The sequence below is a fragment of the Reyranella soli genome (genome assembly GCF_007992495.1).
Lineage (GTDB): Bacteria > Pseudomonadota > Alphaproteobacteria > Reyranellales > Reyranellaceae > Reyranella > Reyranella soli.
Genome location: NZ_BKAJ01000091.1, coordinates 12714 through 28443, shown reverse-complemented (window position 1 = coordinate 28443; position 15730 = coordinate 12714). Strand labels below are relative to the sequence as shown.

The window sequence follows — 15730 nt, the reverse complement described above, 5'->3', positions numbered from 1 at the left end:
AGAGACCATGTCGACCACCAATCCTCCCACCATGCGCGACCTGATCGATCGTGTGGACGCCGTGCGCAACACGCTGAGTGACGCCGCACGGCAGGGCGCCATGGAAAAGCTCGCCAAGCGCGGCCGCCTCAGTGCCCGCGAGCGCATCGCGCGCCTGGTCGATCCCGGCTCGTTCAGCGAGGTCGGCGGGTTGGTTACAGCCGAGGACGACGGCATCGGCGCCGACAATTTTCCCGTGCGCACGGCCTCGCCAGCCGACGGCGTGGTCACCGGCACAGGCCTGGTGGACGGTCGGCCGGTCGTGGTCTTCTCCCAGGACTTCTCGGTGCACGGCGGCAGCATCGGCCGGCTGGGAAGCGCCAAGATCCAGCGGGCGCTGCAGGTCGCCATCACGCGCGGCCTGCCGCTGGTCATGATCCTCGACGGCGGCGGCCATCGCATCCAGGACGGCCAGGATGCGCGCCACTTCGCCAACGCCAACGCCACCTTCCACAATTTCGCGCGCGCCTCGGGCTGGGTGCCCATGGTGGCGCTGATGCTGGGCGCAGGGTTCGCGGGCCCGACGAACTACGCCGGCATGGCCGACCTCGTGGTCATGGTGCGAGGTCTCTCGACCATGGGCATCGCCGGCCCGGCACTGGTGAAGGCCGCGACCGGTGAGGAGGTAGACGCCATGGAGCTGGGCGGCGCCGAGGTGCAGGTCGATCGCCAGGGCATCGCCGACCTCGGCGTCGACAGCGAGGACGAGGCCTTTGCCGCGGCGCGCCGCTTCCTCGGATATCTGCCGGGCAATGCGCGGGCGCCGCAGCAAGTCGTCGACGAGCCGCGGCCGCTGGCGCAGCTGCCTGATTCGATCCTCGACCTGGTGCCGGTCTCGACGCGCAAGGCCTATGACGTGCGCAAGGTGCTGCGCGAGCTCGCCGACGTCGGCAGCTATTTCGAGCTGAAGCCCACCTTTGCCGGCAACATGATCACGGCCCTGGCGCGGCTGGGCGGCCGGCCGGTGGGCTTCATCGCCAACCAGCCGCTCCGGCTGGGCGGCATGATCAACAGCGACGCCTGCGACAAGGGCGCTCACTTCATCGCCCTGTGCGACGCCTTCGGCCTGCCGATCGTCTCGTTCGTCGACGTGCCGGGTTTCTCCATCGGCTCGAGCGCGGAGCGGACGAGCCTCGGCCGCCGCAGCGCCAAGCTGGTGTTCGAATGGGGCCACGCCTCGGTGCCGCGCGTTTCCGTCGTGCTGCGCAAGGGCTATGGTCTCGGTTACTTCGCCATGTGCGGCGGCCGCAGCTTCTCTGCCGATGCTTGCTTCGCCTGGCCGTCGGCCGAAATCTGCGCCATGTCGATCGAGGGCGCGATCGACGTCGCCTTCCGCAAGCAGTACGAGGCGGCAGCCGATCCCGCCGCCCGCCGCCAGCAGATGATCGACGAGACGCGCACCCGCATTGGCGCCCTGCGCGCGGCCGAAGGCTTCGGCATCGACGACATCATCGACCCGCGCGACACGCGCCGCCGCCTCGCCGAGATCCTCGATTCAGCGCAGCCGCGCCGCCCGCACGATCATCCGCCCAAATTCCGCTCGATCACGCCGATCTGAAGCGTTCACTGGTCGATCGCCTGCATGACGAGGTTGCGCAGAGTGGGGGAATTCTGGGTGCGGATCTCGCCGGGGGCTGCAGCCATCAGAACGGCCGTCAGCTGCTCTTTCGGATCGACCCAGAAATAGGTGCCGTAGGCGCCACCCCAGTAGTAGTCGCCTTCGCTGCCGGCGAACGCGGCGATGCCGGGTTGGGTGCGCACCGCAAAGCCGAGGCCAAAGCCATAGCCTTTGGGGAGGACAGGGCTTGTCGTGCGGGCGCGGACGTCGGCGCCGAGCTGGTCGGTCGTCATCATCTTCAGCGTCCGGTTCGCGATGATGCGCTTGCCGTCCAGGATGCCGCCATTCGCGAGCATCTGGGCGAAGCGCAGATAGTCCGGTGCTGTCGACATGGCGCAGCCACCACCGCAATCGAACTTGAGCGGCTTGCCGTCGGCCTGCAGGACGAATTGCGGCTTGCCGTTGCGCGGGTCGTTGGCGAAGGCCTGGGCATGGCGGGCCTTCTTGGCCTCGGGAACGCTGAAGCCCGTGTCGACCATGCCGAGCGGCGTCCACAGGCGCTCCTGCAGGAATGCCGCGAGCGGCTTGCCGCTCACTGCTTCGACGATCAGGCCGAGCGCATCGACCGACAGGCTGTAGTCCCACACGGTGCCGGGCTGGTAGAGCAGCGGCGCCTTTGCCAGTGTGGTCACGAAGTCCTGAGGGGTCAGCGTCATGCCCGAGGTGCCCGACGATGCCGGCCAGAGCTTGTGAACCGGCGTGTCGCCACGGCCGCCATAGGTGAAGCCCGAGGTATGGCGCAGCAAGTCCTGCACCGTAGGCTGACGAATCGCGGAGACAGTCTCGAGCGTGTCGCCCTTCACGACGCCCGCCTTCATGTCGGCGAGCGCCGGAATGAACTTGCCGACCGGATCGGACAGAAGCAGCTTGCCTTCGTCATGCAGCATCATGATCGCGATCGACACCATCGGCTTGGTCATCGAGGCGATGGCAAAGATGGCATTTGCCGGCATCGCGTCCTTGGCCACCGGGTCGCGGTAGCCGAGGGATTCGAAATAGACGAGCTGGCCTTTGCGCACGACGCCGATCACCGCGCCGGGAAGTTCGCCCTTGTCGACCTCGGCCTTGAACACCGTGGTGATCCGGTCGAGCCTTTCCTTGGACATGCCGACCTTTTCCGGCGCGGTGACCGCAAGCGTCTCGGCGAAGGCCGGCGCCGAGGCGACAAGCGCCGCCAGGACAGCGGCAGGAAGCGCGGTCCGCAGATGTCTGAATGTCATTGGTTTCCCCCGTCGCGCTCGAAGCGCACCTTCAGGATAGCCAATTTCGTCAATGTCCGGCAAAGGTGGCTTCGCGGTTTGGGATGGAGAGGAGCGCGATGAGCAGCGAACTGACCAGGATGACGGCGGTAGAGGCCGTGAAGCGGCTGAGGACGCGGGAGATTTCGCCCCTCGATCTCGTCGAGGCCTCGGCCAGGCGCATCGCCGAGGTTGAGCCCGCGGTCAACGCGCTGCCCACCCTGTGCCTCGACCGCGCCCGCGACCACGCCAAACGCATCATGCAGGGCTCGGCCTGCGAAGCTTCCAGTGAAGCAGGCTGGCTGGCCGGCCTTCCGGTTTCCATCAAGGACCTGACCGACGTCGCCGGCGTGCGCACCACCTACGGCTCGCCGATCTTCGCCGATCATGTCCCTGCCAAGTCCAATCCCTTGGTCGAGCGCATCGAGCGCAAGGGCGGCATCGTCGTCGCCAAGTCGAACACGCCGGAGTTCGGTGCGGGCGGCAGCACCTTCAACGAAGTCTTCGGCCGCACGCGCAATCCCTGGAACACCTCGCTGACCTGCGGCGGCTCGACTGGCGGCGGCGCGGTGTCGCTGGCGACCGGCGAGGTCTGGCTGGCGCACGGCTCGGACCATGGCGGCTCGCTGCGCCGGCCCGGCACCTATTGCTCGGTCGTCGGCCTGCGTCCGTCGCCCGGCCGCGTGACGCGCGGCACCTCCAACAATCTCTGGTCGCCGCAGTCGGTGCAGGGGCCGATGGCGCGCACCGTGCCCGACCTCGCGCTGTTCCTCGACACCATGGCGGGCTTCTGCCCCCATGACGCCATGACGTTCGATGCCCCTGCTGTGTCGTTCAGCGCGGCGGTGGCCAATCCGACGGCGCCCCGGCGCATCGCCTGGGCGGCCGACCTTGGCGGCATCTGCGAGCTCGACCGCGAGATCCGCGAGGTCACGTCGAAGATGGTGCGGCGCTTCGAGGAAATCGGCTGCGTCGTCGAAGAGGTGTCGCCGGATTTCGGCCCGGTTGACGAAGTCTTCATGGTGCTGCGCAGCCAGCAGTTCGTCGTCGATCGCGAGCTGCAGATCCAGCAGCATCGCGACAAGTTCAAGCCGGACATCATCTGGAACACCGAGCTCGGCCTGAAGCAGACCACCAGCCGGCTCGCCTGGGCCGAACGTGAGCGGGCCGCGCTGTTCAGGCGCATGGCCGTGTTCTTCCAAACCTACGACCTGCTGGTCACACCCTCCGCGCCGACGGGCGCCTTCGACGTCAACCTGCGCGCGCCCGCCACCATCAACGGCAAGAAGCTCGACAACTACATGGGCGGCTCGACGTTGAACTCGGCCATCACCGTGACCGGCAGTCCGGCGATCGCCGTGCCCTGCGGCTTCGACCAGTATGGCCGGCCCGTCGGCCTGCAACTCGTCGGCAAGCCGCGCGGCGAGGCGGCGTTGCTGCAGGCCGCGTCGCTCTACGAAAATCTCGTCGGCCTGCACAAGCTCCTGCCCATCGACCCCAAGCCGGGAACCGTGCCACCCTCCGTTCCATAAGACGGGAGGGAACATGCGGGTCGTGATCACCGGCGCGAGCCGAGGCATCGGCCGCGCCACGGCGGTGAAGCTTGTAGCCGATGGCGCCCAGGCACTGACGCTGTGCGACGTGGCCTATCTCGACGAGCTGGAGGCGCTTGCCCGCGAGCTGCGCGGCGCGAGATGCAAGGTGAAGACGGTCAGGGCCGACATGGCCAAGCCCAAAGAGCCGGCCAAGGTGATCGACGCGGCCGCCAAGGCGATGGGCGGCATCGACGCCATCGTCGGCAATGCCGGCATCACGTCACCCGCGAAGCTGGTCGATCTCGAGGTCAAGGCGTGGGACCGCCTGTTCAACATCAACCTGCGCGCCAACTGGCTGCTGGCCAAGGCGGCGCACCCGCATCTCGCCAAGTCCAAGGGCGCCATCGTCATGGTGTCGTCGATGTCCGGCGTCATGCCGCAGCTTCCGACCGGCGCCTACAGCCCGGCCAAGGCGGCGCTGATCATGCTGACCGAGATGATGGCCATGGAATGGGCGCCTGACGGCATCCGCGCCAACGCCGTCTGTCCCGGCTTCGTGCACACTTCCATGACCGAGGCGATCTACAGCCAGCCGAAGCTCGCGAAAGCGCGCGCCGGCATCGTGCCGCTCGGCCGGATCGCCAAGCCGGGCGACATCGCCGACGTCATCGCCTTCCTGCTGAGCCCCGCCGCCAGCTACATCACCGCCCAGTCGCTGGTGGTCGATGGCGGGCTCACGCGGTCCATCCTCAACCATGCGCCGGGCGTGGCCGCGACGCCGAAAGGAAAGTAGATGAAGGCTTCGCTTTTCTATCTGCCGAGCATCGGCAGCCGCGCCGAGATCGAAGCCGGTATGGCCGGCATGAACCCGCACTTCTATCAGCGCATGCTGAAGGAGCTCACGGAGCAGATAAAGCTCGGCGACGAGCTCGGCTACGATTCGGTGAGCTTCACCGAACATCACTTCCACATCGAGGGCTTCGAGCTCTCCAACAACCCGGTGCTGCTCGACCTCTACTTCGCGATGCAGACCAAGCGCATCCGCGTCGGCCAGCTCGGCATCGTGTTGCCGGCCAGCAACCCGATCCGCGTCGCCGAAGACATCGCCATGCTCGACCATATGACCGGCGGCCGCGCCAATGCGGGTTTTGCCCGCGGGTATCAACGGCGCTGGGTCGATGTGATGGCGCAGCAGACGCACGGCATCCATGGCGCATTGCCCAATCAGCACGACGAGATCGACAACGCCAATCGGCTCGCCTTCGAGGAGAACTTCCGCATCGTCAAGAAGTGCTGGACCGAGGAGATGCTGACCTTCGACGGCAAGTTCTGGAAGGTGCCAGCGGGCCCCACGCCGTGGACGCTCGATACCACGCAGAAGTGGGGCAAGGGCGTCGACAACGGCATCCTGACCGCCGTCGGCGTGGTGCCCAAGCCGTTGCAGAAGCCGCATCCGCCGCTGTTCCAGCCCTTCGCCAGCTCCGAGAACACCGTGCGCTTCTGCGCCCAGGAGGGCATCACGCCCATCCTGCCGCCCATGCTGCCGGTCTATGAGGAGAAGCTCTACAGCGTCTATTCGGAGGTTTCGGGCAAGCCCAAGGGGCAGGGCGTGGGCGTGCTGCGTGACGTCATCATCTGTGACACGGACGAAGAGGCGAAGGCGCTGTGGCGCGATTCCGGCCAGTTCTCCGGCCGCGCCTGGTTCGAGCCGTTCGGCTTCCGCCGCGGCATGATGGACCCCAAGACCGGCAAGAGCCCGACGTCCGATGAGGTGATCGAGATGGGCTATGCCTATGTCGGCACGGTCGACACCGTGCTGCGGGCCATGGAAACCCAGCAAAAACGCCAGCCCGTCGATTGGGTCTTCTGCTACACTTACAACGCCCTGGTTCCACACCCGATCCTGATGAAATCCATCGAGACGTTCTGGACCAAGGTGATGCCGCGTTTCCGCTGAACTCCCTGGAGGATGGCCATGGGTATGCTGAGCGATGAAGAACGTGCAAGCGTTTCTCCGGCCCGACTGATCGCCAACCCGACTCCGGTGCCGACGCAGGTCGTGTCGAGCGACGAGTTCATGCCGGTGCCGCAGACCGAGCGGCAGAAGAAGGTCGAGGCGCGAATGAACGCGCTGGCCGACGAGTACGGAAAGAAGAACGGCCTGTCGCGCCGGCGCTTCTTCCAGACCGCGGCGGGCATGACGACGGCTTTCGTCGCCATGAACGAGGTCTACGGACCAATCTACGGCGCCTCGCCGGCCGAGGCGAAGAACGTCGATCTCGCCCAGGCGCGCGCCGATGGGCTGAAGGACCAGTTCATCATGGACGTGCACACGCACTTCCTGCGCGACGACACGCGGCTCGAAGGGTTCGTGCGCGGGCGCGAGGCCGTCGGCAAGGCTGGCTGGAATCCCGACCTCGTCGACAAGCCGCAGACGATCGACGACCTGAAGTATCCCAACTGGTTCAAGGAGGTCTTCCTTGACAGCGACACCAAGGTGGCGCTGATCAGCGGCTCGGCCTCGGAGGATCCGCGCGACTGGTTCCTGACCAACGAGATGAAAGCCGACGCGCGCGCCAAGGTGAACGCTGCGGCCGGATCGAAGCGGCTCCTGTCGCACGCCATCTTCACGCCGGGCTACGACGGCTGGATGGACGAGGTCGACAAGTGCATCGCCACCCTCAAGCCCGATTCGTGGAAGGGCTACACGGTCGGCGACAACACCAACAAGGACCTGGCACGCCATCCCTGGCGCATGGACGACGAGAAGCTGGTCTATCCCTTCTACGAGAAGATCGTGAAGGCGGGCTACGACATCGTCTGCGTGCACAAGGGCCTCTACCCGACCTCGGTCGAGAAGCGCTGGCCGCATCTCACGCCCTACGCCACGGTCGACGATGTCGGCAAGGCGGCCAAGGACTGGCCGAACATTCGCTTCGTAATCTATCACTCGGCCTTCCGCTGGACCGGCGCGCCCGGCGCGTCGGCCGAGGGATACGCCCAGTTCGAGAAGACCGGCCGCATCGAGTGGACGACCGATCTCGCGGAGATCCCAGGCAAGTATGGCGTCAGCAACGTCTACGCCGATCTCGGCCAGATCTTCGCCCAGACCACGGTGACCGAACCGCGTCTGTGCGCCGCGCTGATGGGCCAACTCGTCAAGGGCATGGGCGTCGACCATATCGTGTGGGGCACCGATGCGGTGTGGACCGGCGCGCCGCAGTGGCAGATCGAGGGCCTGCGTCGGCTGGAGATCCCCGAGGACATGCGCAAGAAGTTCGGTTTCGCCGAGCTCGGTCCGGCCGATGGTCCGGTCAAGCGCGCCATCTTCGGCGAGAACTCGGCGAAGATGTATCGCTACGAGGTCAAGAAGGCGGCGTGGCGCGACGATCGCTTCGCCGCGCTCAAGACCGACTACGAGCGGCGCGGCCGCGATCCCTCCAACCTGCGCTACGGGTTCGTCGCCCCCACATGAGAAAGGGGGCGTGATGCCTATCGACGGGCGTTCAAAGTCGCGGCCGCCGTAATCATCGGTTGGTGCAACATGATCTCAATCGGCCGGGGACAAGCCCCGCCTTCGGCGTCAAACTTGCATTCCGCCGGGGGACCGATTGGGGGACTGACATGACAAAGACAACGATTCTGCGTCGCAGCCTGCTGAAAGCGGGCGCCGCGGCTCCGCTTTTGACGCTGGCGCCGGGCCTCGCGTCGGCCCAGCCCAAGATCGCGCCGCCCAACATCATCAAGGCCGGCACGCTCGTCATGTCGATCAACCCGACCTTGCCGCCGCTGCAGTACGTCGACGACAAGGGCGAGCTCAAGGGCATGCGCGTCGAGCTCGCCAACGAATGCTGCAAGAAGCTCGGGCTGGCGCCGGAATACATCCGCACCGAGTTCGCCACCATGATCCCGGGCCTGGCCGCCAAGCGCTGGGACATGATCAACACCGGCATCTTCTGGACCGAGGAGCGGTCCAAGCTGATGTACATGATCCCCTACGAGCAGGCGGCCATCTCCTTCCTCGCCGCCAAGGGCAATCCGCAGGGCCTGAAGACGATCGACGATCTCGCCGGCAAGCGCATCGCCGTCGAGCTGGGCGGCATCGAGGAGCGGCGCACGCGCGAAGTGGCCAAGATGGCGACCGACAAGGGCCTGAAGCCGATCAACGTCATGACCTTCAACAACTTCGCCGAGGCTTTCCAGGCGTTGCGCGCCGGCCAGGCCGATGCCGCCACCAGCATCGACGCCACGGCGATGTTCATGCAGAACCGCGGCGACTTCACGCGCGCGATCAGCGGCGTCTTCCCGCAGACCGCCTGCTTTGCGCTGGCCAACAAGACCGCCGCCGATGCGATCGTCGGCGCGCTGAACGAGCTCAGGAAGGACGGCACCTACGACAAGCTCCTGGACCAGTACGGCGTGCTGAAGATCGACGAGGCGTCCTTCTCCATCAAAGGCCCGGGGCCGGCCTAACCTTTGTCGTCCTGAGCGTAGCGAAGGACCTCATGGCATTTCCACGAGCACATCGCTGGAAGCGCCATGAGATCCTTCGCTGCGTTCAGGATGACAGCAAGGAACTGAGATCCCGCAAATGACAGTCTGGAATTGGGAAGGCTTCTGGAGCTACTTCACCAATCTCTATCTGCTCGAAGGTGCGCTGTGGACCATCGGGCTCACCATCAGCACGCTGATCCTGGGTGGCCTGCTCGGCCTGTTGCTGGCGGTGATGCGGCTCTCCAAGCACAAGGCCCTGTCGCGCAGCGCCCAGGCCTATGTGTGGATCTTCCGCGGCACGCCGCTGCTGGTGCAGCTCATCATCATCTACACCGGCCTGCCGCAGCTCGGCCTGGTGCGCTTCTCGGTGCTGGAATCGGCGATCCTCGGCCTGGCGCTGAACGAGGCGGCTTATCTCTCGGAAATCCTGCGCGGCGGCATCCTGTCGGTGGCGAAGGGCCAGACCGAGGCAGCGCGGGCGCTCGGGCTGAAACCGTTCCAGATCTTCCGCCTGGTCGTGCTGCCGCAGGCGCTGCGCGTCATCATCCCGCCGCTCGGCAACTCGGTGAACGGGCTGCTCAAGACCACGTCGATCGCCTCGGTGATCTCCATGGAGGAGGTCCTGCGGCGCGGCCAGATCCTGATGCAGCAGAAGTTCCAGGTGCTGGAAGTGTTCATGGTCGTGGCCATCATCTACCTGGTGATGACCACCTGCTGGGACTTCGTGCAGCGTCGCATCGAGGCGTATTACGGCAAGGCCTACGGCGCCGCCGACAAGCAGCTGGCGCGGGACGATCACTGAGCTCAGCGGCGACTCCACACGATTTCGCGTCAGAAGAGCTTACGCAGCCCGTAAATCGGATCCATCTTCCTCAGCACGTCGCGTAGCGCCGGCCGTTGCGCTTCAGGCAACGGCAGGCGCGGGGGGCGCGGCGGGCCCATCGGCATGCCCATCAACTCGAAGCAGGCCTTGGTGCCCGAGACGTAGCGCGGTCCGCCGACCCACCACAGCAGCGGCGTCATCCTATTGTAGAGCGCGAGCGCTGCATCCATGTCGCGCTTGTCGGCCACCAACTCGAACAGCTCGGCCGACCAGCGCGGGATCACGTTGGAGCAGACGGCGACCCAACCCTCGGCGCCCAGCCAGAACGATTCGTAGCCCAGCACGCCCGCGAACACCGTCATCTTGTCGCCGGCGAGGCGCATGATGTCGCGCACGCGCGTCGGATCGAGGGTCGATTCCTTGACGTACTGGCAGTTGGGGATCTCGGCGATGCGCGCGATCAGCTCCGGCATCATGTCAACATTGGCCGTCGCCGGGTTGTTGTAGACCATGATCGGGATGCCGATCGCGTCCGACACCTTCTTGTAGTGGGTGTAGAGCTCGTCGTCGGTCGGCACGCTGTAGAAGGGCGGGATGATCATGACGCCGTCGGCGCCCATCGATTCGGCCTCGCGGCTGGTCCGCACCACCTCGTCGGTCCATTCCGCGCCGGTGCCGATCAGCACCGGCACGCGGCCGGCCGCCTCCTTGACAACAATTTCGACGATCTGGCGCCGCTCGTCAGGCGTCACGCTTAAAAATTCGCCGGTGCTGCCCAGTGGGATCAGGCCATGAATGCCTTCCTCGATCTGGAAATTGACCAGGCGCCTCAGCGCCGCCTCGTCGACCTTCTTGCCGTCGGCCGTGAAGGGCGTGATCAGCACCGTGTAGGTGCCGCGAAACTTCTTCATCTCAAACTCCTATCGGCGGGCGCCCCAACACGACCTCATCCTGAGGAGGCGCGTAGCGCCGTCTCGAAGGATGGGCTGCAGACGAGGTGCTCGCGCCACCCTTCGAGACGCGCCCTTCGGGCGCTCCTCAGGGTGAGGTTGTTGTCGGTTCTCTCACCGGCCGACTCATTGTAGACCTTTCGCCATGCGCCTGAAGCATCCCGACATGCGGCCGACCGGCTCACCGGTGCGGTTCGGCTTCGATGGCCGCCAGATCGAGGCGCTGGAAGGCGAGACCATCGCCGCTGCACTTGCCGCGTCGGACATCGTCGCCGTACGCCAGGCGCGCTCGGGCGCATCGCGCGGGCCGTTCTGCGGCATGGGTGTGTGCTTCGACTGCCTGGTGACGGTCGACGGCCGGCCGAGCCAGCGCGCCTGCCTCACCAAGGTTTCGACCGGCATGGACGTGCGCTCCTCGCCGACCGCCGCCGCTTCGACCGCCGAACCTGCCCGGCCGGCCGAGGAGATCGCCTGCGACGTGCTGGTGGTAGGGGCGGGACCGGCCGGCCTGTCGGCGGCGCGCAGTCTGGCACTGGTCGGCGCCGACGTGGTCGTGCTCGACGAGCGGCTGCATCCCGGCGGCCAGTTCTTCAAGCCGCTGGCGCCCTCGCACCAGGCCGAGATCTCCACGCTCGACAGCCAGTTCCGTGATGGCGCCGTGCTGGCGCAATCGACGTCGCGGGCCGGCGCGCGCATCGTCAACGAGGCGACGGTGTGGGCGGCCTTCTCAGCCCAAGAGGTTGCCGCCGTCGTCGCCGGCCAGTCGACGCTTTACCGGCCCAAGCGGCTGGTGCTGGCGACCGGCGCCTACGAACAGTCGCCGACGATCCCCGGCTGGACCTTGCCCGGCGTGATGACCGTCGGCGGCCTGCAGACGCTGGCGCGCTCTTACCGCGTGGCGCCAGGCCAGCGCATCGTGATCGCGGGCAATGGCCCGCTCTGCCTGCAGACCGCCGTCGAGCTTCTGGACGGCGGCGCCGACGTGGTGGGCGTGCTCGAGGCGGCGCCGCGGCCTGGCTTCGGGCAATGGCAGGCACTGGCGAGCGCCGCGTTGGCCGATCCCTTCCTGATGATCGACGGCCTGTCGCTCGCCGCCCGTCTTGCCGGCAAGCTGCACTGGGGCCGCCGGGCCGCACGACTCGTCGGCGACGAACGCGTGCGCGCCATCGAGGCCGGCGACCTCAGCTTCGACGCCGACATCGTGGCGTTGAACTATGGCTTCGCCTCGTCGTCGGAGCTGGCGCGCTCATTGGGCTGCGCCCATCGCTTCGTGCCGCGCGGCAACGGCTCGATGGAGACGCTCACCGACGGCAACGGCCGCACCAGCCTGGCCGAGGTCTTCGCCATCGGCGACGGCGCGCGCTTCGGCGGCGCCCACGCGGCGATGGCGCAGGGCGCACTGGCCGCCGCCGCCATCGCCAGCGACCTCGGGCTCAAGATCGCCGAGCCACGGGAGGCCCGGCGCACGCAGCGCCGGGCCGCGCGCTTCCAGGCCGCGCTGTGGCAGATGTTCGAGGCACCGCCGATCGATCCCGACGCGATCGACGACAGCGCCGTCGTCTGTCGCTGCGAAGAGGTGACGGCGGGCGATTTGCGCCGGCTGATCGCGGCTGGCCACGATTCGCCCGCGTCGCTGAAGCGCGCGGCCCGCGTCGGCATGGGCCGCTGCCAGGGCCGCTACTGCGCCTCGGTGGTCGCGCGCATGACCACGGCCGAGGTCGGCGAGTTCGGCCTGTTCGCGCCGCGGCCGCCGGCCAAGCCGGTGCCGATCCGCGCCCTCACGGTCGAACAGCCGGAATGGACCGGCCACAAGGATTTCGTGCCGCCCGACATGGCGCGGCCGCGCGAGACCGAGCCTTTGCCGGCCGAGACCGTCGACACGCTGGTGATCGGCGGCGGCGTTGCGGGCTCATGCTTGGCCTATTGGCTGGCGCACGAAGGCATCGAGGCGATGGTGGTCGAGCGCGACGACGTGAACCTGCAGGCCTCCGGCGCCAATGCCGGCTCGCTGCATGTGCAGCTCCTCGCTTTCGACTTCGCCCTCGGCGCGCCGCCCAACAATCGCGCCGCCGACACCCTGCCATTGGGCCCGGCCTCGGTGGCGCTGTGGGCCGACATCCAGCGCGACACCGGCCAGGACCTCGAGATGAAGGTCTGTGGCGGGCTGATGCTGGCCGAGAGCGAACGCGACATCGAGTTCCTCAAGGGCAAGATCGCGCTGGAGAAGAGCCGCGGCATTGACGCCGAGCTCATCGGCGCCAACGAGCTGCGCGCCCTGGAACCCTGCATCGGCGACATCGCCATCGCCGCCGAATGGTGCCCGGGCGAGGGCAAGATCAATCCGCTGAAGGGCACCTACGCCGTGGTCGCCAAGGCCAAGGCGCTGGGTGCGCGCTTTCGGCGCGGCAGCAACGTTTTAGCAATCGAACGCGACGGCGGGCGCTGGAAGGTTTCGACCAGCCGCGGCGAGATCCGCGCCCGGCGCGTGGTCAACACGGCCGGCCCGTGGGCGGCCGAGGTCGCGCGCCTGGCCGGCGTGGAAATTCCCGTGCGCGGCGCGCCGCTGCAGATGGTCGTCACCGAGCCCACGGCGCCGACGCTGTCGCGGCTGGTCGCCTACGCCCATCGCCATCTCACCTTGAAGCAGATGGCCTCGGGCGCCTTCATGATCGGCGGCGGCTGGACGGCGGGTCTCGACGAGCAGAACCGCCTGTCGCGGGCGCTACGCCCCAGCGTCGAGGGCAATCTCTGGATCGCGAGCCGCGCCGTGCCCGCACTGGCCGATCTCCATGCCATCCGCATCTGGGCCGGCATGAACGTTAACATCGACCGTGCGCCGATCCTGGGCGAGATGCCGGGCCTGCCGGGCTTCTACAACTGCGTCAGCTCCAACGGCTACACGCTGGCCCCGGTGCTGTCGCGACTCACCGCGGAGATGTTGGCCGGGCGCTCGACCAGCCTGCCGGTGGAAGCTTACTCGATAAGGCGGTTCGGCTGATCTTCTCCTCCCCCGTCTTACGGGGGAGGGTAGGGAGGGGGCAGGCAACAGACCGGCCCTTGCCAATTTCAGATCATGATCTCTTTCGTGGAGACGCCGTCTGTGCGGCTCTCCCCCTCCTGTATCCTCCCCCGTATGACGGGGGAGGAAATGAGTTAACGAACCGGCCGATCGGGTGTGCGCGGGAACGAGCCGCCGTGCTCCGGCCATTCCCATTCGCCGCGGTCCGGCGCGTCAACGTTGATGCCCCTGGCGCGCAGCGCCTCGCGATGGTCTTCGGCGTTGTCCTCCGGCTGGTAGCCCAGCGTCGCCCAGTTGGGATCGACGGTCTTCAGCCGCGTGTTGTTCGAGTACCCGTTGACCACCATGCAGCCTGGATCGGGATGGCGCAGCGAGACGTCGACCAGATGCGCCACGTCGGCGGGACTGAGCCAGGTCGCGAGCGAGCGCTGGTCGATCGGCTCGGGGCGGAAGGTGCCGATGCGCAACGACACCGAGCGGATGCCGTAGCGGTCGTAGTTGTGCTGCAGCATCGTCTCGACGGCGGGACGGTCGGTGACGTCGGCGACGACCAGCTCCTCGTTGTTGCCAGGGTCTTTCACCGGCCGGATGTCCGTGAGGCGCAGGTGGCGCCAATGGCTGCGCAGGCCGGCACGCAGCGCCGTGCCGATGGCGCCTGCCGCGCCGGTGATGAGGACGCGATCGGTCTTGGGGTCGATCATTACGCGCCCGTTACGCGCCAGATGACGTTGCCGACATCGTCCGCCATCAGCAGGGACTTGCGATCGTGGCCGAGCGTCACCCCGACCGGCCTGCCGTAGGACTCCTTCTCGTCCGCCGACAGGAAGCCCGAAAGGATGTCGCGCGGCGGCCCCGCGGGTTGGCCGTTGGCGAACGGGATGTGCACCAGCTTGTAGCCGCTGAGCTTGCTGCGATTCCACGAGCCGTGCTGGCCGATCGCCATGCCCTCGGGAAAGCCGGGCAGGGTGCCGGCGGGCACCCAACAGAGTCCCAGCGAGGCCGTGTGGCCGCCCAAGGCATAGTCCGGCGTGATGGCCTTGGCGACCATGGCCGGATCCTGGGGCACGCGATCGTCGACGGTCTGCCCCCAATAGCAATAGGGCCAGCCGTAGAAGCCGCCGTCCTTCACCGAGGTGAGATAATCGGGAGGCGTTTCGTCACCAAGCCCGTCGCGCTCGTTGACCACGGTCCACAGCACGCCCGTCGTCGGCTCCCAGGCGAGCCCCACGGCGTTGCGCAGGCCGGAGGCGAAGATGCGGCTGCTTCCGCCCGCAAGGTCGATTTCATAGATGGCGGCGCGGCCTTCCTCGACCTCCATGCCCTGCTCGGCGATGTTGGTGAGCGATCCGACACCGGCGTAGAGCTTTCGTCTGTCAGGGCTGAGCAGGAGGCTTCGCGTCCAATGGCCGGCTGGCTTGAACGTGACCAGCTTGCGGCCTGGCGCGGCGATGCGACTGGCGCCGGCCGTGTAGGGAAAGGCCACCACGCCGTCCGTGTTGCCGACATAGAAAGTGTCGTCCACCAGCGCCATCCCGAACGGCTGGCTCTGGTTCTCGAGGAACAGCTCGCGGGTCTCGGCGACACCGTCGCTGTCCTTGTCGCGCAGCAGCGTGATGCGGTTGGCGCTGACCCCCATGGCGTCGGCGCGCCGCATCGTGGTGATCATGGCGTAGTCGAAGACGGAGCGGGGTGGTCTGTCGAGGCTGAGCGCCTCGGCGACCAGCACGTCGCCATTGGGCAGCACCTCGATCCAGCGCGGATGATCGAGGACGCCGGCGAATGCGTTGACCTTGAGCCCGGGGGCCGCGATCGGTGTCCGTCCCGCCTCCCAGCCCTTGGCCGTCGGCATTTTCAGCGTCGGGATGCTGCCTTGCGGTTTCGCCGCTGGGATGGCCGGCGCGCTGCCCCACGCGGGCTCGGGTGAGCCTTCGGTCAGGCGCCGCATCTGGAGCGCGGCGCCGCCGACCAGGGCGACACCATGGGCAAAGAGGGTCGAGAAGTTCACGGATGACCT

General features: G+C 67.2%; 12 protein-coding genes. 8 read left to right on the top strand and 4 right to left on the bottom strand.

Features of this window, described 5'->3' with window-relative positions; all coding sequences use genetic code 11:
• The first annotated feature begins 7 nt into the window (after positions 1-7).
• Entirely contained in the window at positions 8-1597 is a 1590-nt protein-coding gene (locus tag RSO01_RS25715; protein WP_147152800.1) for an acyl-CoA carboxylase subunit beta, read from the top strand.
• A 5-nt stretch (positions 1598-1602) separates the two neighbouring features.
• On the opposite strand, the gene RSO01_RS25710 is transcribed toward RSO01_RS25715, so the two are convergent.
• The gene (locus tag RSO01_RS25710) at positions 1603-2877 is read right to left on the bottom strand and encodes a serine hydrolase domain-containing protein (RefSeq protein WP_147152798.1); all 1275 of its coding nucleotides are present in this window, start codon (positions 2875-2877) and stop codon (positions 1603-1605) included.
• 98 nt (positions 2878-2975) lie between these two features.
• Between RSO01_RS25710 and RSO01_RS25705 the strand changes: the two genes are divergently transcribed.
• The 6 genes from RSO01_RS25705 to RSO01_RS25680 all read left to right on the top strand — a co-directional run bounded on the left by RSO01_RS25705 (position 2976) and on the right by RSO01_RS25680 (position 9726).
• Complete coding sequence (locus tag RSO01_RS25705) at positions 2976-4427, top strand: amidase (RefSeq protein ID WP_147152796.1); 1452 nt, start codon at positions 2976-2978, stop codon at positions 4425-4427.
• A 13-nt stretch (positions 4428-4440) separates the two neighbouring features.
• Positions 4441-5223: an SDR family NAD(P)-dependent oxidoreductase gene (locus RSO01_RS25700; protein ID WP_147152794.1), complete on the top strand. Its 783-nt coding sequence runs from the start codon at positions 4441-4443 to the stop codon at positions 5221-5223.
• Positions 5224-6387 (top strand): LLM class flavin-dependent oxidoreductase, encoded by a 1164-nt coding sequence (locus RSO01_RS25695; RefSeq protein WP_147152792.1) that lies wholly within the window; start codon positions 5224-5226, stop codon positions 6385-6387.
• 18 nt (positions 6388-6405) lie between these two features.
• Positions 6406-7905, top strand: coding sequence for an amidohydrolase family protein (locus tag RSO01_RS25690; protein ID WP_147152790.1), 1500 nt, complete (start codon positions 6406-6408; stop codon positions 7903-7905).
• Between the two features lie 149 nt (positions 7906-8054).
• Positions 8055-8903 carry an ABC transporter substrate-binding protein gene (locus tag RSO01_RS25685; RefSeq protein ID WP_147152788.1) on the top strand — a complete coding sequence of 283 codons (849 nt, stop codon included), beginning with the start codon at positions 8055-8057 and terminating at the stop codon, positions 8901-8903.
• 118 nt (positions 8904-9021) lie between these two features.
• The gene (locus RSO01_RS25680) at positions 9022-9726 is read left to right on the top strand and encodes an amino acid ABC transporter permease (protein ID WP_147152786.1); all 705 of its coding nucleotides are present in this window, start codon (positions 9022-9024) and stop codon (positions 9724-9726) included.
• A 29-nt stretch (positions 9727-9755) separates the two neighbouring features.
• On the opposite strand, the gene RSO01_RS25675 is transcribed toward RSO01_RS25680, so the two are convergent.
• Positions 9756-10658, bottom strand: coding sequence for a dihydrodipicolinate synthase family protein (locus RSO01_RS25675; protein WP_147152784.1), 903 nt, complete (start codon positions 10656-10658; stop codon positions 9756-9758).
• Between the two features lie 184 nt (positions 10659-10842).
• On the opposite strand from RSO01_RS25675, the gene RSO01_RS25670 reads away from it, so the two are divergent.
• Complete coding sequence (locus RSO01_RS25670) at positions 10843-13695, top strand: FAD-dependent oxidoreductase (protein ID WP_147152782.1); 2853 nt, start codon at positions 10843-10845, stop codon at positions 13693-13695.
• 155 nt (positions 13696-13850) lie between these two features.
• On the opposite strand, the gene RSO01_RS25665 is transcribed toward RSO01_RS25670, so the two are convergent.
• Positions 13851-14417, bottom strand: a complete 567-nt coding sequence (locus tag RSO01_RS25665) for a Rossmann-fold NAD(P)-binding domain-containing protein (RefSeq protein ID WP_147152780.1) — start codon at positions 14415-14417, stop codon at positions 13851-13853.
• Positions 14417-15661 (bottom strand): PQQ-dependent sugar dehydrogenase, encoded by a 1245-nt coding sequence (locus RSO01_RS25660; protein ID WP_147152870.1) that lies wholly within the window; start codon positions 15659-15661, stop codon positions 14417-14419. The genes RSO01_RS25665 and RSO01_RS25660 overlap by 1 nt, the downstream gene beginning before the upstream one ends.
• Between the last annotated feature and the right edge of the window lie 69 nt (positions 15662-15730).